The 18099-nt window shown below is 65.8% G+C and carries 16 protein-coding genes and 1 pseudogene; 9 read left to right on the top strand and 8 right to left on the bottom strand.

Annotated elements, in window-relative coordinates; genetic code table 11:
* Positions 1–3 precede the first annotated feature (3 nt).
* The gene (locus tag K3U93_RS23870; protein ID WP_071510895.1) at positions 4–471 is read right to left on the bottom strand and encodes a lipoprotein LpqH; all 468 of its coding nucleotides are present in this window, start codon (positions 469–471) and stop codon (positions 4–6) included.
* Between the two features lie 172 nt (positions 472–643).
* Between K3U93_RS23870 and K3U93_RS23865 the strand changes: the two genes are divergently transcribed.
* Complete coding sequence (locus tag K3U93_RS23865) at positions 644–2518, top strand: alkyl/aryl-sulfatase (protein WP_083012024.1); 1875 nt, start codon at positions 644–646, stop codon at positions 2516–2518.
* Positions 2519–2603: 85 nt separating this feature from the next.
* On the opposite strand, the gene K3U93_RS23860 is transcribed toward K3U93_RS23865, so the two are convergent.
* From K3U93_RS23860 to K3U93_RS23835, 6 genes are all read right to left on the bottom strand, one after another.
* Positions 2604–3578 (bottom strand): NADPH:quinone oxidoreductase family protein, encoded by a 975-nt coding sequence (locus K3U93_RS23860; RefSeq protein WP_083012022.1) that lies wholly within the window; start codon positions 3576–3578, stop codon positions 2604–2606.
* The gene (locus K3U93_RS23855; RefSeq protein WP_083012020.1) at positions 3578–4201 is read right to left on the bottom strand and encodes a TetR/AcrR family transcriptional regulator; all 624 of its coding nucleotides are present in this window, start codon (positions 4199–4201) and stop codon (positions 3578–3580) included. Before K3U93_RS23855 ends, K3U93_RS23860 begins: the two co-directional genes overlap by 1 nt.
* Positions 4182–5465, bottom strand: coding sequence for an acyl-CoA dehydrogenase family protein (locus K3U93_RS23850; protein ID WP_083012018.1), 1284 nt, complete (start codon positions 5463–5465; stop codon positions 4182–4184). Before K3U93_RS23850 ends, K3U93_RS23855 begins: the two co-directional genes overlap by 20 nt.
* A 17-nt stretch (positions 5466–5482) precedes the next feature.
* Positions 5483–6241: an SDR family NAD(P)-dependent oxidoreductase gene (locus tag K3U93_RS23845; RefSeq protein ID WP_083012015.1), complete on the bottom strand. Its 759-nt coding sequence runs from the start codon at positions 6239–6241 to the stop codon at positions 5483–5485.
* Between the two features lies 1 nt (position 6242).
* Positions 6243–7289 carry a phosphotransferase family protein gene (locus K3U93_RS23840; protein ID WP_083012096.1) on the bottom strand — a complete coding sequence of 349 codons (1047 nt, stop codon included), beginning with the start codon at positions 7287–7289 and terminating at the stop codon, positions 6243–6245.
* Positions 7290–7350: 61 nt separating this feature from the next.
* Complete coding sequence (locus K3U93_RS23835; protein ID WP_071510888.1) at positions 7351–8028, bottom strand: class I SAM-dependent methyltransferase; 678 nt, start codon at positions 8026–8028, stop codon at positions 7351–7353.
* Positions 8029–8171: 143 nt separating this feature from the next.
* Between K3U93_RS23835 and K3U93_RS23830 the strand changes: the two genes are divergently transcribed.
* The 6 genes and pseudogenes from K3U93_RS23830 (at position 8172) to K3U93_RS23805 (ending at position 15376) form a co-directional block, all read left to right on the top strand.
* Positions 8172–8780: a histidine phosphatase family protein gene (locus tag K3U93_RS23830; RefSeq protein WP_071510887.1), complete on the top strand. Its 609-nt coding sequence runs from the start codon at positions 8172–8174 to the stop codon at positions 8778–8780.
* 35 nt (positions 8781–8815) lie between these two features.
* A pseudogene (locus K3U93_RS23825) lies at positions 8816–8959 on the top strand (phosphotransferase family protein); the annotation flags it as partial.
* 1230 nt (positions 8960–10189) lie between these two features.
* Entirely contained in the window at positions 10190–11461 is a 1272-nt protein-coding gene (locus K3U93_RS23820; RefSeq protein ID WP_176220055.1) for a PGRS repeat-containing protein, read from the top strand.
* Between the two features lie 133 nt (positions 11462–11594).
* On the top strand, positions 11595–12833 hold the full coding sequence (locus K3U93_RS23815; protein ID WP_083012012.1) for a hypothetical protein: 1239 nt from the start codon (positions 11595–11597) through the stop codon (positions 12831–12833).
* 251 nt (positions 12834–13084) lie between these two features.
* Positions 13085–14167: an AAA family ATPase gene (locus K3U93_RS23810; protein WP_220688565.1), complete on the top strand. Its 1083-nt coding sequence runs from the start codon at positions 13085–13087 to the stop codon at positions 14165–14167.
* 156 nt (positions 14168–14323) lie between these two features.
* Positions 14324–15376, top strand: coding sequence for a phosphotransferase family protein (locus K3U93_RS23805; protein WP_083013056.1), 1053 nt, complete (start codon positions 14324–14326; stop codon positions 15374–15376).
* A 195-nt stretch (positions 15377–15571) separates the two neighbouring features.
* Here K3U93_RS23805 and K3U93_RS23800 read toward each other — a convergent pair whose 3' ends face one another.
* Positions 15572–15919 (bottom strand): LapA family protein, encoded by a 348-nt coding sequence (locus K3U93_RS23800; protein ID WP_220688564.1) that lies wholly within the window; start codon positions 15917–15919, stop codon positions 15572–15574.
* 113 nt (positions 15920–16032) lie between these two features.
* On the opposite strand from K3U93_RS23800, the gene K3U93_RS23795 reads away from it, so the two are divergent.
* Complete coding sequence (locus tag K3U93_RS23795; protein WP_071512912.1) at positions 16033–16986, top strand: ABC transporter substrate-binding protein; 954 nt, start codon at positions 16033–16035, stop codon at positions 16984–16986.
* On the top strand, positions 16983–18098 hold the full coding sequence (locus tag K3U93_RS23790; protein WP_083010076.1) for an ABC transporter ATP-binding protein: 1116 nt from the start codon (positions 16983–16985) through the stop codon (positions 18096–18098). The genes K3U93_RS23795 and K3U93_RS23790 overlap by 4 nt, the downstream gene beginning before the upstream one ends.
* The last annotated feature ends 1 nt before the right edge of the window (position 18099 follow it).

Raw genomic sequence — 18099 nt, 5'->3', positions numbered from 1 at the left:
GGGCTAGGAGCAGGTCACGTCGATTTCGAACGGCTTGCTCACCGGTTGCATGGGGTTGGCCATGTCGACCCCGGTGGCGGTGCCCGTGATCTTGTAGGCGTTGCCGTTCTTGGTGGCCGAGGCGTTGCCCTGGCCGGTACCCGACGCGTAGGCGAGCGTCACGCCGTTGACGTTGCCGAGCCCGACGGACTTCACCTGCGGAGGGTTGGCATCGGTGACCACGGCGGCGATGCCGGTCGCGGCCCCACCGATCGCGATGTTGACGTTGCCGCCCGCAGAGGTGCACACGACCGAGCCGCTGACGTTCTGGTCCTTGCCGTCGATGATGACCTTCGTTCCGGCGGCCGTCGACGTGCTCGTGCCAGAGCTGGTGCCGGAGCCGCTCGTGGTCGACTTGTTGCTCGAACAGCCGGAAATGGCCGCGGCCAGGATTGCCGCTCCCGCTACCGCGACGGTTAGTCCACGCTTCACCTGTTCTCCTTTGCCCGGTCGTTGCGGTCCTCGGCATTGAGGGCCGTCAAGGCAGTATGCGGGTTTGCCGGGCCGCGCAGAAGAGGTTCGGCGAAATTGTTTTAAGCCGGTTCACCCGCCGGCTCTCAACGCGTCCTTTCGGAGAAGGGCGCGTGGATGGCAATGTGTTGCTGTGGACCACAAACCCCCCGCCGCGGTCATCGAGTCGGCGCATCGCGAACACGCCCTGCCGTTTCACGACACAGCGGATTTCGACAACGCCGACCGTGGATTCTTGGCGGCCCTGTCCCCGTGCGTCATCCGGGCGGCCGACGGCCGCGTGGTGTGGGACAACGACGCCTACTCCTTCCTCAACGGTGCCGCGCCGACGTCCGTGCACCCCAGCCTGTGGCGGCAATCGACCCTCGCCGCCAAACAGGGTCTTTACGAAGTGGTGCCGGGCATCTATCAGGTTCGCGGCTTCGACATCTCGAACGTCACCTTCGTCGAGGGGGAGACGGGAATCATCGTCATCGATCCGTTGATATCCACCGAGGTAGCCGCGGCGGCGCTGGCCCTGTATCGCGCCCACCGGGGCGGCGACCGCCCCGTCGTCGCGGTCGTCTACACCCACAGCCACGCCGACCACTTCGGCGGCGTCCTGGGCGTCACCTCGCAGGCCGACGTGGATGCCGGCGCCGTGGCCGTGCTGGCGCCGGAAGGCTTCGTCGAGCATGCGGTCCAGGAGAACGTCTACGCCGGGCCGGCCATGACGCGCCGCGCGACCTATATGTACGGCACCCTGCTGCCACGCGGCCCTCTGGATCAGGTGGGCTGCGGGCTCGGCCAGGCCCCGTCCACCGGCGAGGTGGCCATGATCGTGCCGACCATCGTCATCCGGGAGACCGGAGAGAAGCACACCATCGACGGCGTGGAGATCGAGTTCCAGATGGCGCCCGGCACCGAGGCTCCCGCCGAAATGCATTTCTATTTCCCGCGTTTCCGCGCATTGTGCATGGCCGAGAACGCCACCCACAACCTGCACAACCTGCTGACCCTGCGCGGCGCTTTGGTGCGCGACCCGCGCGCCTGGGCCGGCTACCTCACCGAGGCGATCGACACCTTCGCCGATCGCGCCGATGTGGTGTTCGCTTCCCACCACTGGCCAACCTGGGGACGGGACAGCATCGTCGAGTTCTTGTCGCTACAGCGCGACCTATACGCTTATTTGCACGACCAGACGCTGCGGTTACTCAACCAGGGCTACACCGGCGTGGAGATCGCCGAAATGTTCCAGATGCCACCGGCACTCGAACGGGCGTGGCACACCCACGGTTATTACGGGTCGGTCAGTCACAACGTCAAGGCCATTTATCAGCGCTACATGGGTTGGTTCGACGGCAACCCGGCCCGGCTCTGGCCGCATCCCCCGGAGGCCCTAGCTCCCCGCTACGTCGACGCGATGGGCGGGATCGACCGGGTCGTCGAACTTGCCAAAACGGCCTTCGATTCGGGCGACTTCCGTTGGGCGGTAACGCTGCTCGATCACGCGGTCTTCACCGACAGCGACCATGCCGTGGCGCGCGCGCTGTACTCCGACACGCTCGAGCAGCTGGCCTATGGCTCCGAAAACGCGACTTGGCGTAACTTCTTCCTCAGTGGCGCAAGCGAATTGCGTGACGGAAACTTCGGTACCGCGACCCAGGTCGCCTCGCCGACAATGCTTTCGCAGCTGACTCCGGAGCAGATCTTCGACGGCCTCGCCGTCCGCATCGACGGCCCGCGCAGCTGGGACCTCGATATCGCCATCGATATCACTTTCGCCGATTCGGCCACCAACTACCGGCTCACCCTGTGCAACGGGGTGCTCGTCCACCGCAAGGCGCCGGCCGACTCGGCGACGGCAACCGTTACGGTCAAGCTGGACAGCAAGTTTCGCCTCCTCGCGATGGTGATGGGCGACTTCACCTCACCGGGACTGGAAATATCGGGCGACCAGGCGGCGCTGCAGGCTTTGCTCGGTGTTGTCGACCGACCCGACCCGAATTTCAACATCGTCACGCCGTAGTAAGTACCGCGAGCAGACGCAAAATCGCCCAATTTCGCCTCGAAATAGGCGATTTTGCGTCTGCTCGCGGTACTAGCTCGCGGTACTAAGGCGCGACGTCGATGACCACCTTGCCCAGGGCCTTGCGCTCGGCCACGTGCCGCAGCGCCGCCGGGGTCTCGGACAAGGGGAATCGCGCGCCGATGTAGGGCCGGATCGTGCCGTCGGCGAACATCCGGGCCAGCTCTTGCATGTCGCGCGCGGCGTCGTCGGGTCGGTCGGCCATGAAGGTACGGATCTCCATGCCGCGGATCGTGATTCCCTTGAGCAGAACCAGATTGAGCGGGATGGACGGGATCGTGCCCGCGGCGTAGCCGAGCGTGACGAAGGTTCCGCCGCGGGTTAGGCCACGCAGCGCGGGCTCCGAATACGGTCCCCCCACGGGGTCGATGATCACCCGGGCGGCGTCGCCGGTGAGCTCACGGATGCGCGATTTCAGGTCTTCCCGGTCGTAGTCGACGGTGGCCGCCGCGCCGCGCCGCCGGCACAGTTCGAGCTTTTCGGGGCTGGACGCCGCCGCCAGCACCCGGGCTTTCATGGCCACCGCCAGATCGACGGCCGCCAGTCCCACCCCGCCGCCGGCACCCAGAATGACCACCCAATCACCTTGCGCCACTTCTGCTATCGACCGCAGCGCGTGATAGGCGGTGCGGTAGGTGACGCCGAATGCCGCTGCCGACGCGAAGTCGGCGCCGTCGGGTATGAGCGCCACCGATCCCGAGTCGAGCAGCGCTTGCTCGGCGAATGCCCCGGTCGGGATGGTCGCAAAGACGCGCTGCCCCGGACGAAAAGGGGCGCCTTCGCCGACCGCCACCACTTCACCGGCCAGTTCGCTGCCGGGGATGAACGGCACCGGAATCTTGATCTGGTACTTGCCGGCTATCAACAGCACGTCGGGGAAGTTGACCGCCGCGGCATGCACCCGGACCACCAGCTGGCCGGGGCCCGGGACGGGCTCGGCGACGTCGTCGATGACGAGATCTTCCGGCGGGCCATAGGAGTGGCAGACGACGGCGCGCATCAACCGATCCCCAGCCCGCGCAGGCAGAACCGCACCAGGTGCGCGATGTCGTCGCGGCCGGGCCGGTCGGCGGAGCCCACGTATCGTCGCATGGTTGCGGCGGTGCAGGAGAACACCGCCTCGACGTCGCGGTCGACGTCGTCACTGCCCAGCGCCGTGATGGGATCGGCGAGAAGATCCCGCAACGGCCGCATCATTTCCCGGTCGGCCGCAGGCCATTTGGTGGCGGCCGACATCTGCCCGGCCGCGGCGCGGCTCATGCTGATCAGGTGCGGGTCGGCGACCTGCGCCAGCGTGCCCTCGATCCAGCGAACGACCTGGTCCCGCGGCCCGGACTCCTTGGCCATCTGGTGTTGCAGATAGGACACGACGATGGCCACGCCGCGTTCCATGACCGCCAGGATCAGGTCGTCCTTGCCGGCGAAATACCGGTAGAACGCCTTGTTCGACGAGCCGGCCTCGGCGACGATGTCGCTGACCCGGGGCGGCTCGGGCGCGACCCGCTCCATCACCCGCACCGCGGCAGCCAGGATGCGTTCCACCTCCTCGGTTGCCTCCCGCTGACGGTCGTCGAGCGCCCGCTCGACGGCCGCGGTGACTCTGCTAGTTGTCAACGAGTTCACCGTATTTGGCGCGGGCGGCCTCGCGCCGGACGTCCAGCATTTCACTGGGCCACTCGCCATCTTCGGCCTCGTAGCCCTTGAGGAGCGTCCGGGCCAGGTTCACCTTGTGCGCCTCGGTGGGCCCGTCGGCCAGCCCGAGCGCGATGCCGCCGAGCAGCACGTTGACCAGTGGCAGCTGGTCGGTGAGCCCGAGCGCGCCGTGCACCTGAATCGCGCGCAGCGCAATCGATTTGAGTACCTGTGACGCCAGGATCTTGCAGGCGGCGATCTCCGTGCGTGCGGCGTGCTCGTCGCCGTTGTCGATCAGCCACGCGGCGTGCAGCACGGTCAGCCGGAACGGGATCAACTCGGTGTACGAGTCGGCGACGAATTCCTGCACCAGTTGCTTGTCGGCCAGCGAACTGCCTTGTGTGAAGCGGCTTTTCGCGCGCCGTGACATCATCTCGACCGCGCGCTGCGCCATCCCGATCGAGCGCATCGCGTGATGCAGCCGCCCGCCGGCCAATCGGGTCTGCAGAATGAGGAAGCCCTGACCGGGTTCGCCGAGCAACGCGTCGGAAGGCACCCGCACCCCGTCGTAGCGGACCAGGGAATGCCCGGGTTCGTGGGGGTCCGCACCGACGAGGTGGTGGTTGGCTTCCAGGATGAGCCCTTCGGTGCCGGCGGGGATCAGGAACGTCGAGGCTCCGCGATGCACGGGCACGTCCGGATCGGTGATCGCGACGACGATGAAGAACGACGCCACAGAGGCGTTGGAGGAGAAGTACTTTCGCCCAGTGATCACCCAGTCGGAACCGTCTCGTACCGCCCGTGTGGTGAAGACCCGCGGATCGGCGCCGCCTTGCGGCTCCGTCATCGAGAAGCACGAGAAGATCTCCCCGGACAGCAGCCCGGCCAGATAGCGGTCCTTCTGGTCCCGGGTTCCGAAGCGGGCGATGATCTCCGCGTTGCCCGTGTCGGGGGCCTGCGTTCCGAAGACGATCGGCGCCCACGGGCTGCGGCCCAGGATCTCGTTGATCAACGTCAGCTTGACCGCGCCGAAGCCCTGCCCGCCCAGCTCCGGGCCCAAATGTGGTGCCCACAGGCCATTGTCGCGCACCCGCTGCTTGAGCGGATCGACGATCCGGCGCCGCTCGTCGTTCAGGGGCAGGAATTCGCAGCCCGAAAACAGCACCTCCAGCGGCTCGACCTCCTCACGGACGAACTCGCGGATCCAGTCGAGTTTCTTCTCGAACTCCGGTTCGGTAGAGAAGTCCCACGCCATCGAAAGCTCCTACTCGTTCAGGGAATTCCGCCGTCGGCCCGCAGGATGGAACCGGTGGTGAAACTGGAGGCGTCGGAAGCCAGAAATAGTGCGGCGCCGACGATTTCACGCGGATCGCCGGCGCGCTTCAGGGATAGATGGCTGAAATTATTGCCCTCCCCGAGGTTCCAAGCCTTGCTGACGTCGGTCAAGTAGGGTCCGGCCATCAGCGTATTGACCCGCACCGTGGGTCCGAACGCCTGTGCCAGCCCCTCGGTCATCGCGTTGAGGCCGGCCTTGGCCGCGGCGTAGGGGATGATGCCGCCGTTCGGGCGCAGCGACCCGGTGGAGCTCACGTTGATGATGGACCCGCGGCCGGCGGCCACCATGCGCTCGCCGACCAACGCCGATAATCGGAAGGGCCCCTTGAGGTTCAGGTTGACCACCGCGTCGAACAACTTCTCGGTGACGTCGGTCAGCTTGTCGTACAGCGGTGACATGCCCGCGTTGTTGATCAACGTGTCGACCTTGCCGAACCGGACGTAGGTCGCCTCGACCAGTCCGTCGAGCTGATCCCAACGTCCCACGTGCACCTGATAGGGCATGGCGGAGCGACCGGTCTCGACCTCGATCTCCTTGGCCGTGGTCACGCAGTTGTCCATGTTGCGGCTGGCGATCACCACGTCGGCGCCGCACCGGGCGACGGCAAACGCCATTTCGCGTCCCAGCCCGCGGCTGCCGCCGGTGATCAACACGACCCGATCGGTCAGGTCGAAAAGCTGGTCGGCATAACCCATTTCAGTAGCGCCTCGTGGGTAGTGACCGGGCGAGCTCGGCCGCGGTGGCGATGAGCCGCGGGATCATCGAGCCGAAGGCGTCGGTGATCTTGGGATCCACCTTCTTGGTCCGCACGCCGGCCGCGTAGGTCTTCTCCAGCACGATGCCGAGCTTCCAGTTGGCCAGCACCAGGTAGTAGTCGATGTTCTCGGTGGAAAGCCCGCTGACCTTTTCGTAGCGCTCCAGCAATTCGCTGCGGGTCGGCATGCCGCGCATGTCCAGGTAGAAACCGTCGGCGCGCGGCTCCTCGCCGTCATAGCCGAGCAGCGCCCACGCCAGATCCAGCAGCGGATCGCCGACCGTCGTCATCTCCCAGTCCACGATCGCGGCCAAGCGCGCCGGCTCCCCGTGGGCGAACATCACGTTGGCGAACTGATAGTCGCCGTGCATGATGCCCGGCTGGTAGTGCGCGGGCCGGTTGCGGCGCAGCCAGTCGGCGGCCTCGTCCAACCCGGGAAGGTCGCGGACCTTGTAGGCGTCGAGAAACCTCAGCCAGCGATCGACCTGACGTTCGTGGAAACCGTCGGGGCGGCCGAAGCCGTCGAGCCCCTGCGCGCGCCAATCCACCCGGCCCAGCCTGGCGGCGCCCTCGACCAGTTGGAACGCCAGCCCGCGGCGGGCCTGCAGGTCGGTGTCGAACGGCGCCTGCCACCCGCCGTCCATCGGGCTCCACCCGTCGATCGCCTGCATCACGTAGAACGGCATGCCCAGCACGGTGCCCGTGTCGTCGGCGGCGATCAGCGCCGCGTGCGGGACGTCGGTGCCCGACAGCGCCCGGACCAGCCGGATCTCGCGCAGCAGGCCGTCGATGCGGGCCGCGTCGGCGCGCGCCCCCGGCATCCGCAGCACCATGCGCTCGCCACCACGCTCGATCAGGTACAGGGTGTTCTGCGAACCGCCCTTCAGCTGGGTCAGCGCCGGCTGTTTGCCGCCGCCCGGCGCGCCGTTGGCGTCCAGCCAGCGCGCGAGGACGCCCGCGTCCAGTTGCGTGTCGCCGATACCGGCCATCGCCTGCACACCCCGCTCTCTACACGGAGAATAGCATTCTCCGTCCTTCAGCGGGGTGGTACTACTGCCCGGGTTTGTGCGCGCTGAGTAGGAAGCCCGGCGCCATGAAGTGGCCTTCGTTGTCGTATTCGACGTTCGGCGACGTATCACCAGAAGGCGGGAGTGCGCTGGCGTTGCCGTACACCTTCGCTGGGCGGAGGTCGTCGACCCGCCAGAGCTTCTCGACCGCGTCGCGCAACTCCGTTTCGGTGAAGCCGCGCGGGCCGGGCCGGTCGGCATTGTCCTGGTCTCCTAGCGCCCCGGCGGCGAACGCCAGGATGTACAGCGCCGCCCCGGGCGTGGCGGCCCGAAAGATCGATTGCAGGTAGTCTTGGCGCCCCTCGGGTGGTAGCGCGTGGAACAGCCCACTATCCAGAATGGTCGAGAAGCGGCCGTCATAGCCTCGGAAGCTGGTGACGTCGGTCTGTATGAAAGTCGCTGTCGTCAGCCCTTTTTCGGCGGCGGCCGCCGCCGCTGCTTTGACCGCGGTCGCGCTGGAGTCCAGGCCGACGACCGTGTAGCCCCGCGCGGCGAGGGCCAGCGACAGGGCGGCGTGGCCGCAACCGGAGTCCAAAACATCGCTGCGGATCGTGCCTTGCTCGATCAGGGCCGCCAGCTCGGGCTGCGGCCGGCCGATGCTCCACGGAGGTAGCGCTTCTTGTCGGTAGGCAGCGTCCCAATCCATGTTCGGCTGGGTCATCTCTCCTCCTCGAAGTCATCGGCCCACATGTCGTCACCACCATCGCCGACCCGTCGAACCGCGGCTGCGGGACGCGATGAGAAACTGGCGGACCGGGAAGGGCGTTAAGCCGCGCTGTTCACCATCCGACGACAGGAACAAACATGCAAGTGCTGCTGGTCCGGCATGCGCTACCGCTGCGCAGCGAACACGGCGAAGGCTCCGATCCAGACCTGTCGGAGGAGGGATTGGCGCAAGTCGAGCGACTGCCCAAGGCGCTGGCCAGGTTTCCGATTTCGCGGGTGGTGAGCAGCCCGCAGCGGCGCGCCATTCAGACCGCCGAACCCGTCGCGGCCGCGCGTGAGATGAGTGTTGAGGTCGACGATCGATTCGCGGAATACGACCGCGACCTTCCGATCTACATTCCCGTCGAGCAGATCAAAGCGGAAAACCCGCAGGAGTGGGCGCGGCTGGCCCAGGGGCATCTGCCCAGCGCGGTCGACGAGAACGCGTTTCGCGCACGCGTCCGCGCGGCGGTTGATGACCTCGTCGCCGCCGCCGGTCCCGACGACACGGTCGCGGTGTTCAGCCACGGCGGGGTGATCAACGTGCTGCTGCACGACATCCTGGGTACGGCCCGGTTGTTGTCCTTTCCCGTCGACTACGCGTCGGTGACCCGGCTGTTGTTCTCCCGGTCGGGTCAGGCGACGGTGGCCGGGGTCAACGCAGTCGAACATGTGTGGGACCTCTTACCCCGAAATCAGCGGTGGTGAACCCGGCCGACACCAGCGGTGGTAAATAAGTTCGAGTGGCTTCCGCTGACCGACTCGATGGGCTCGATCTGGCCTCGCTGGACCGGTACCTGCGTTCGCTCGATGTTGGACGCGACGGTGAGCTGCGGGCCGAGTTCATCTCCGGTGGCCGCCCGAATCTGACCTTTCGGGTGTATGACCCGACTTAGGCACTAGAAGGCGCTCCCACCAGGGTTGTTGTTAGCGGCTATTCATACGTAAGTCCTTGTACTACAACTGCTTTAGTCGTCAAGAACTGAGTGATATTTGTGGCCGTTGACGGGCGTCCTGCGGGCTGGCGCTTACTGGTCCCGGAGAACACCATCCATCGGGAACCAAAGATTGGAGCTGCTGGTACGGCGGTACGCCGCTGAGCGGTCTGCATGGTTGGAAGCTCGTCGATGGCGGGGAGGAATCGCGTCGTTTTTGTGCCGGCGCGTAGCGCTGGCACGGTTCAGGTGGGGCGCTTCTGGTTTTCGATGTAGTCCGTGAGTGGGGCCTGTCGCAGTCGTTCGATATTGGGGGAGCCGGGTTGGGTGGTTCACGGTGGGGGCTGGTTCTTGCTGGGCGACGAGCTGTACATATCTGAGAAGAACCTGAGTCGGCAGGGTTTTCAGTGGGCAATGGGTGATCGCTTCAATAAATGTGTGGTCCAGCAATCCATTCGAGATCACAAAACAGCTGCTAGCCATGTCGTAACCAGGTGTGATAGCAACCTCGACCCGACACCCCAATAGTTCAGCGTGAAACTACCCATCGGTAGCAAGCGGGGCCGCGCCCGCCCGCCACTCAAGATAACTGCACCCATTGCTACCAGAATGTTTCACACCACATACCGCAAATTCCCGAATTTGCTGCAACCCACACCACCCGTGCAAATCCCACAGGGTGCGGTAACCCCGCACCACCAAAGAACAAGCGCGAGAAAAAACGGGATCGGCCCCCGACCGTAGCGATCGGCTGCCGGCACAATCCCGCGTCATCAAGCTGGACACCTCGAACACCACCACCGATCACACATGCGGACAGCAGCGTCAGCGACCACGGCCAGCGGCCGCTGGAATCCAGCAGCCAGGATAGCCCCAGCACAGCAGGGCCAGTCCCCGACCAGCCAACAGCACCACCAAGCCACAGGACATAGCGGCAGTAAACATTTTAAGAACACCAATAATTCCTCGCACGTTTTATGCGAATCTTTTGCTGCAAAATCCCCCTCACCACAATCAATTACCGGCGTTATTGCACGATTTCCTCAACATATTTCTCAGATATGTTCACCCCTGTTGCTAACCAAAAACACACCCTGAACTAGATCGAAAGTCCCAGCACCCAAATTTTTTAAGTACGGGCCGGACGCCTCGTTTTATCGGTCATGACAGAAAGGCGCGCAGATGAAACGTAAACAACACAGCACCCGGCGAAACCGCCGCAACACCAAAGCGAAGGCGGGCCGTCACGGCCGTGTAGTCGGCCTGGGCTCGGCCGCCGGCGCTTTTCTGACCGCCGCGATGGCCCCGATGGTTGCTGCGCCGCCGGCCCGCGCCGGGGTGCTCGACACGATCATCGACCCCCTCCTCCAACCTGTGATCACCGCCGCCAGCACCGCTGCCAGCGAGGCCATTAATGCCGGCACGGTTGCCCTCGACGGCCTTAATGCAGGTGCAGGCACAGCCGCTTTCGAAGGCATACACTCAGCCGCCCTCGAGAGCATCACCAACAGCATCAACGCCAGCGTGGCCGCCTTCAACGCCGCCGCGCTGGACAGCACCGCCCTCGACAGCGTGCACACAGCCGCCGCCGCCGTCGACATCAGCGGCCTCAGCGCGGCCACCCCCGCCGGGAGCAGCGCTACCGCCGGGCTGAACAACCTCGTCTACAACGCGTTCGACAGCTTCTATACCGCGATCTACACGGTCGGCCAAGACTGGATCGCCAGCCCGATCGGCCAGCAAGCCGATCAGGTGATCAACACACCGTTCGTCGACCTGTTCGGGCGCGACCTGATCGGCAACGGCATCAACGATTACACCGGCACCAACACCTCACCATTAGGGCAATGGCTGCCCGTCGGCAACCTCGGCTCTGGCGGGTTCTTATTCGGCGACGGCGGCGCTGGTGCGGCCGGTACGGCCACCAGCCCCGCCGGCGGTGTGGGCGGTTCGGCCGGGCTGATCGGCAACGGCGGTATAGGCGGCATCGGTTTCAGCGGCTCCGTCGGCCGTGGCGGTGCCGGCGGTAACGGCGGCTTGCTGATGGGCAACGGCGGCGCCGGCGGCGCCAGCGCCAGCGGCAACATACCCGGCACTATCGGCGGTAACGGCGGTGCCGGCGGCCTCCTGTTCGGGAACGGGGGCGCCGGCGGTGCCGGTGGCACCGGGAACAATAGGGCGGGCAACGGCGGCGCTGGCGGCAACGGTGCCTGGCTGGTCGGCAACGGCGGAGCCGGCGGTAACGCCGGCACCACCACCAGTCCAACCTCCCCCAATGTTGCCGCCGGTGGTGTCGGTGGTTTCAGCGGACTTCTGGCCGGCAACGGTGGTAACGGCGGCAACAGCGTGTCCGGCGGCGGCTCAGTAACTACCCAACCTGGTGGTAGGGGCGGCTATGGCGGGCTTCTTGGCCTAAACGGTGTGGCCGGTGCGCCGGGGATACCTGGTTATTGATGGCTAAAACATCCCGTTGGGCGTAGTGGCCTCCCCTACGTCCATGAATACCTAGACCACGAACAGTAAAGGAGCAACACACATGCAACAGCTAACAGCCTTCCGGCCCCTGGTCGCTGCGGGTGCCGCGGCAGTGGGTGCCAGCCTGATCGCCCTCACACCGGCAGTCTCCAACAATGTCGCCGCCGACCTACACCGCAGCGCTGCGGCTGCTCAGCAGCGGGCGGTGCAGCTGCTGAGCACCGACGATCCCGGGGTGGTCAACCCGATCCAAACCTGGATCAACGTCTTCACGGATTCGGCCGCCAACCTACAAGCCGATTACGCGATGGCGACCACCTACGGCCCTTTCCCCGTTCTAGAACAAGAACTCGCAAACCAAGCCTTTATCGACGGCACCCAAGTAATCCCCGCGTTCCAAAATTCGGCGCTCGCCGGTGTTCAGTTGTACACCGAGGGACCTAACTCCGGTGTCCCGGGTACTATAGCCGGTTTCTGGGGAACCCTATTTGAAGGACTCTCCCAAGTAGGGGCGGGGGACTTTCAGCAGGGGTTTGAGACTATAGCCGATGCGGGCATCCCGGCCCTGGCGTCCAGCGCTGGGTTGGAGCTGGCAAACCTGCTGCCCGTCCTCCCGGACGAGCTGGACACTCTGCCGACCGCTGTCACGTTCCTGCTCAGCGACGTTTATCTGCATTTTGCCATTCAATACTGGATTAATTGGCCCCTAGCTCTCGGGTGGGAGTTCGGTACGGATGTTCAAAACGCTTATGATGGGTTCGCCTCGGGAGACCTGCTCGCGGGGGTGACCAACTTGCTCAACATCCCGGGCGCATTCACCGGACAATTCCTTAACGGCGGTAATGGCGGTTTAGACCTAGGCAACGCCTTCTATCCTGGATTCCTCACACCGGGAACTCCCGGTCCAGGCGGTGGTAATGGTATGGGCCTGCTGTCGTTCTTCACCACGTGGGCCTCTCAAGGCACCGCGAACGCTCTGGTTTATCCCGGTGCGCCCAATATCGTTGAGGGCGGCAATTTCGCCGGGGCGGTTCAGCAGTTCTTGGCCCAGGTGTCCAACTTTACCCCGAACTTATATAATTCCCTGGCTGGCATTCCTACTTCCTTGTCTGGCTGGCCGACCCCGGCGATAATCGTCAATAACGTGGTTAATCTCTTCCAGGACTACGTCGGCGTCGGCGGTTTGAGTGCCGCGGCCACTGGCGCAAGCGCGGCGGATGTCGCCGGTATAGCCCCGTCGATTGCGGCCAACGTTGCCGGTCTGGCTCCGTCGATCGCGGCTGACCTTGCCACCCGGTTGCCCGCCGAGCTCGGGACACTGGCGGCCAACATCTTGACGTCGCTGTTCTGAAGTGCCGCCTGTCGCCTGCCAGCACGGCAGGTGACAGGTCACGGGTAAGGGGCTCCCCTTGGGCTTTCGCCCGGTCGTAGTCGGTGGCCCGTTCGGTCTCGCCGACTACGACCGGGTGTTGGAGGTATGGCAATGAGGCGGATCTGGTCGGCGGCGCCGGGGTGGTGTGGTGGCGTCACCTCCCCACTGGCCGCGGGGAGTACCGCGGCCAGCAGTGGCCTGGGTACCCGGTCTGGGCTGGGGTAGCCGACATGTCGAACAGCAATACCGACACGATGTCGGGTCTGGGCCTGCCGACAGGCTGGTGTCGGCGGGACGGGGGTGAGGATCACGCCGCCGCTGCGGTGCTCGCTGGTGAGCGTCGAGGTGTTCTGGAGTGGGCGCAGACCTGTATCGATGAACTGATCGGCTTGGCCGAGGCAAAAGAGCGTTTCGCGGTGTGGCGCACCGCGCTAGAGAGCGGCCACCCTCGTGTCGAGCACGGGGGCCTCCCGACGTCGTGCACCCAGAATCACCTGGTGTTCCTCGGTGCGCCGGGCACAGCGAAAAAAACGTTCGCCCGCATCATCGGTGAAGTGTTATTCGGATGGGGCGCGATCACCCGCCCACACGTCACCGAGGTCACCGCAGGCGACATCACCGCGGGCGACCCCTCCCACAGCGCCACGCGGATGACAAACGTCTGCGGCGGCGCCCGCGGTGGGGTGCTGTTTATCGACGAGGCCCACCAGCTGGCCCCCAACACCGACAACGGTCCATGGGGGATAGAAGCGATCTATGCCCTATTGACGTGCATGGCGGCCTACCGCGACGACCTCGTGGTCATCCTCGCCGGCCACCCCCGCCCCATGCAAGACTTCCTGACCACCCACGCCGGGCTGGCCGCCCGATTCCCCACCACCATCACCTTCGCCAGCTACACCCCCGACGAAATCATCGCCCTCGGGCGCCGCCTGGCCAGCAGGGAACAACTTGTAGTGCACGACACGGCATGGGAACTGCTGCGCGTCGAAGCGGCCCGGCTGCGGTCGATCCCGTACGACAGCGCCACGCTGCTCGACGTCGCCGGCAACGCCCGCTACGCCCGGGAAGTCATCGAGGCCTGCCAACGCGTACGGGCCCGCAGACTGCACCGACGCGCACCCCACCGCCGCGACCTCGGACAACTCCTGTGCACCGACCCTAGTGTTCTGCACGTCAACACCACCGACATGGAACGCGCGATCACCGCATCACGCCCCGCCACAGCACTAGCAGCCTACCGACACCTCTACCCCAACACCGAAACCCACCAGCACAACACCTTCCCACAAACCCAACCCAACCACCGCTGACCCACCACCCACCCCACCCGAACACGTCAACTCACACGACACCGCGACTCGCCCCTAACCCCAAACGGGTCAACGCAGTCGAACACGTGTGGGACCTGTTGCCCCGAAATCAGCGGTGGTGAACCTGGCCGACGTCAGCGGTGGTAAACAAGTCCGGTGACTTCCGCTGACCGACTCGAGGGGCTCGACCTGGCCTCGCTGGACCGGTATCTGCGTTCGCTCGGCATCGAACGCGACGGCGAGCTGCGGGCCGAGTTCATCTCCGGGGGCCGCTCGAATTTGACGTTCCGGGTGTATGACGACGCTTCCAGCTGGCTGGTGCGGCGCCCGCCGCTGCACGGGCTGACGCCGTCGGCGCACGACATGGCCCGCGAATACAGGGTGGTCGCCGCGCTGCAGGACACGCCGGTTCCGGTGGCGCGCGCCATCGCGCTGTGCGAGGACGACTCGGTGTTGGGCGCGCCGTTCCAGATCGTCGAATTCGTTGCGGGACAAGTGGTGCGCCGGCGCGCCCAACTGGAGGCGTTCAGTCACACCGTCATCGACGGCTGCGTCAATTCTTTGATCCGGGTCCTGGTCGACCTGCATAACGTCGACCCGAATGCCGTGGGGCTGGCCGACTTTGGCAAGCCCAGCGGTTACCTGGAGCGCCAGGTGCGCCGCTGGGGCTCGCAATGGGAGCTGGTGCGGCTGCCCGACGATCACCGCGACGCTGACGTCGAGCGATTGCATTCGGGTCTGCGCGAATCCATTCCGCAGCAGAGTCGCACCTCGATCGTGCACGGTGACTACCGGATCGACAACACCATCCTGGACGCCGACGACCCGACACGGGTGCGCGCCGTCGTGGACTGGGAGCTCTCGACGCTGGGCGACCCGCTCAGCGACGCCGCTCTGATGTGCGTGTACCGCGACCCGGCGCTGGACCTGATCGTCAACGCGCAAGCCGCCTGGACGTCGCCGCTGTTGCCGACGGCCGACGAGCTGGCGGATCGCTATTCGCTGGCGGCCGGGTTGCCGCTGGCGCACTGGGAGTTCTACATGGCGCTGGCCTACTTCAAGCTCGCCATCATCGCCGCCGGCATCGATTTCCGCCGGCGAATGTCCGAGCAGGCCCAGGGGGGAGGCGACACGTCGGACCAGCAACCCGAGGTCGTGGCGCCGTTGATCTCGCGCGGGCTGGCAGAGCTCGCCAAGCTGCCCGGCTAGGCGGGCCGGTCGAGTCAGCTAGCCGCTTCGGCTGTGCACTGACGGCTTTGGCTGTGCACGGGCGGCGGGAATCCGGCGGACTACTCCGCCCTGGACGCACGCCCAATGCCCAGGACGCACGCCCAATGCCCAGGACGCACGCCCAATGCCCAGGACGCACGCCCAACGCCCTGGACGCACGGTCGATGACAAACGCTAGGCCGGCCGAGTAGCCGCGTGGTGCTTCTTCGCCACGCGGCGCAGCTGAATAATCCGCGCGGTTCCCGCCGCCACCGTGATCAGCCCGCCCACGACGGCCGCCAGCAGAATGGCCACGCCCAGCGGCAGGCTCCAGTGCCAGCCCAGGAACGTGAACGGCGTTGACGCCGTGTTTTGGGTGATGAAGACCAGTAACAGGATCAGGATCAAAAAGCCGACAATCAGGGATGACCAGAGAGCGCCGGCGCGGGTAAAGCCGACGGCCGGTTCCTTGGATTTCGTGCCGGCGCGGGGGGCCGGGGGTGGCGGGGGCGGGACAGCCGAGTCAGGGGGTTTGCCGCTCATAGTGTCATCTTTGTCCCATCTTGCACGGATTGAAACCAATACGCGCAAACCGCACGCATGACGTGCGCCGCCGGCGGCGGCGCCTCGGCGGTTCTGCCGTTAGTGTCGGCGGTATGAGGATGCCGCCGCGCGTGCGTCGCGCGACCGTCCGCGCGGCGGTGTGGCTTGCGACGGTATGCCTGGTCGCGGCCTGCAGCAATTCCGATCCGCTGGGAGCACAGACCCGCAGCCCGAAATCCATCGTGGTCGGTTCCGGTGACTTCCCGGAATCGCAGATTGTCGCCGAGATCTACGCACAAGCGTTGCAGGCCAACGGCTTCGAAATCGGGCGGCGGATGGGGATCGGCAGCAGGGAGACGTACATCCCGGCGCTGAAAGATCATTCCATCGACCTGGTCCCGGAATACATCGGCAACCTGCTGTTGTACTTCGCGCCCGACTCCACGGCGACCATGCTCGACGCCGTCGAGTTGGAGCTCTACAAGAAACTGCCCGGTGACCTGTCGATCCTGGCGCCGTCGCCGGCTTCCGATACTGACACGGTCACCGTCACCGGTGGGACCGCCACCGCGTGGAACCTGAAGACGATTGCCGACTTGGCGGCGCACTCGCCCGACGTGAGGTTCGGGGCGCCCTCGGCGTTCGAGACCCGCCCGTCCGGGCTGCCGGGGCTGCGGCAGAAATACGGACTCAACATCAGCCCGGGCAACTTCGTCGCGATCAACGACGGCGGCGGCGCGGTGACGGTGCGCGCGTTGGTAGAGGGAAAGGTGAACGCCGCCAATATCTTCAGCACGTCGCCGGCGATCCCGCAAAATCACTTGGTGGCGCTCGACGACCCGGAACACAATTTTTTGGCCGGCAACATTGTGCCGCTAGTGAATTCGCAGAAGAAGTCGGACCGCCTCAAGGATGTGCTGGATGCGGTGTCGGCAAAGCTGACCACTTCCGGCCTGGCCGGACTCAACGCCGCGGTGTCGGGCAACTCCGGCGTCGACCCCGACCAGGCCGCACGAAACTGGGTGCGGGACAACGGCTTCAACCACCCGATCGGGCAACGGCGGTGATCGTCTTCGACAGGGTCAGCAAGCTGTTCGCCGATGGGACCACCGCCGTCGACCGGCTGAGCCTGGCGGTGCCCAACGGCAAGTTGACGGTCTTCGTGGGTTCGTCGGGCAGCGGCAAGACCACGGCACTGCGGATGATCAACCGGATGATCGAGCCGACCTCCGGCACCATCACCGTCGACGGGAAAGACGTGGCGGGCGTCAACCCGGTACGGCTACGCCTCGGAATTGGCTACGTCCTCCAGCACGCCGGACTGATGCCGCATCAACGGGTGATCGACAACATCGCAACGGTTCCGGTGCTGAAGGGACAGTCCCGCCGGGCCGCCCGCAAAGCCGCCTATGAGGTGCTCGAACGCGTCGGGCTGGACTCCAGCCTCGCGACCCGCTACCCCGCGCAGCTCTCCGGCGGTGAACAACAACGTATCGGCGTGGCACGCGCGCTTGCGGCCGATCCACCCATCCTGCTGATGGACGAGCCGTTCTCCGCCGTCGACCCGGTGGTTCGTTACCAGCTGCAGGACGAAATACTGCGCCTGCAAAGCGAATTGCACAAAACGATCGTCTTCGTCACGCACGACATCGACGAGGCACTCAAGCTCGCCGACCGGGTGGCGGTCTTCGGCCGGGGCGGCAAGCTGCAGCAGTACGACGAACCCGCGCGCCTGCTGTCGCGGCCGGCCAACGAATTCGTGGCCAGGTTCATCGGCCTCGGCCGCGGCTATCGATGGCTGCAGCTCATGGACGCCGCCGGGTTGCCGCTGCACGACTTAGACCGGATCGCGGCAGACGGCCTCTCCGACACTGGCCTTCCGGACGGCTGGGTGGTCGTGGTCGACGACGCCGGCGCGCCCGTGGGCTGGATCGACGCCGGGGGCCTGTGCCGGTACCGCGGCGGCGCTTCGTTGTCCGACGCCATGAGCGGCATCGGGTCGCTGTTCCGCCCGGGCGGCAATCTCAGCCAGGCGCTCGACGCGGCGCTGTCGTCGCCGTCGGGGGTGGGTGTGGCCGTCGACGACGGAGGCAAGGTCATCGGCGGCGTCCTGGGCGCCGACGTGCTGGCCGCGGTGGAAGCCCGACGGCAGGGCTCGGACGGGCCCAAAGGAAATTAGC

Origin of the sequence: Mycobacterium malmoense (assembly GCF_019645855.1) — a bacterium.
GTDB classification, from domain to species: domain Bacteria; phylum Actinomycetota; class Actinomycetes; order Mycobacteriales; family Mycobacteriaceae; genus Mycobacterium; species Mycobacterium malmoense.
Note: the sequence above shows the minus strand (reverse complement) of the source record. Positions and strands in the feature narration are given on the sequence as shown.

Coding starts and splice junctions, on each gene's coding strand:
- K3U93_RS23860 (WP_083012022.1), bottom strand. CDS start 3,578: ATGCGCGCCGTCGTCTGCCACTCCTATGGCCCGCCGGAAGATCTCGTC.
- K3U93_RS23850 (WP_083012018.1), bottom strand. CDS start 5,465: ATGGCGTGGGACTTCTCTACCGAACCGGAGTTCGAGAAGAAACTCGAC.
- K3U93_RS23845 (WP_083012015.1), bottom strand. CDS start 6,241: ATGGGTTATGCCGACCAGCTTTTCGACCTGACCGATCGGGTCGTGTTG.
- K3U93_RS23840 (WP_083012096.1), bottom strand. CDS start 7,289: ATGGCCGGTATCGGCGACACGCAACTGGACGCGGGCGTCCTCGCGCGC.
- K3U93_RS23835 (WP_071510888.1), bottom strand. CDS start 8,028: ATGACCCAGCCGAACATGGATTGGGACGCTGCCTACCGACAAGAAGCG.
- K3U93_RS23830 (WP_071510887.1), top strand. CDS start 8,172: ATGCAAGTGCTGCTGGTCCGGCATGCGCTACCGCTGCGCAGCGAACAC.
- K3U93_RS23820 (WP_176220055.1), top strand. CDS start 10,190: ATGAAACGTAAACAACACAGCACCCGGCGAAACCGCCGCAACACCAAA.
- K3U93_RS23810 (WP_220688565.1), top strand. CDS start 13,085: ATGTCGAACAGCAATACCGACACGATGTCGGGTCTGGGCCTGCCGACA.
- K3U93_RS23800 (WP_220688564.1), bottom strand. CDS start 15,919: ATGAGCGGCAAACCCCCTGACTCGGCTGTCCCGCCCCCGCCACCCCCG.
- K3U93_RS23795 (WP_071512912.1), top strand. CDS start 16,033: ATGAGGATGCCGCCGCGCGTGCGTCGCGCGACCGTCCGCGCGGCGGTG.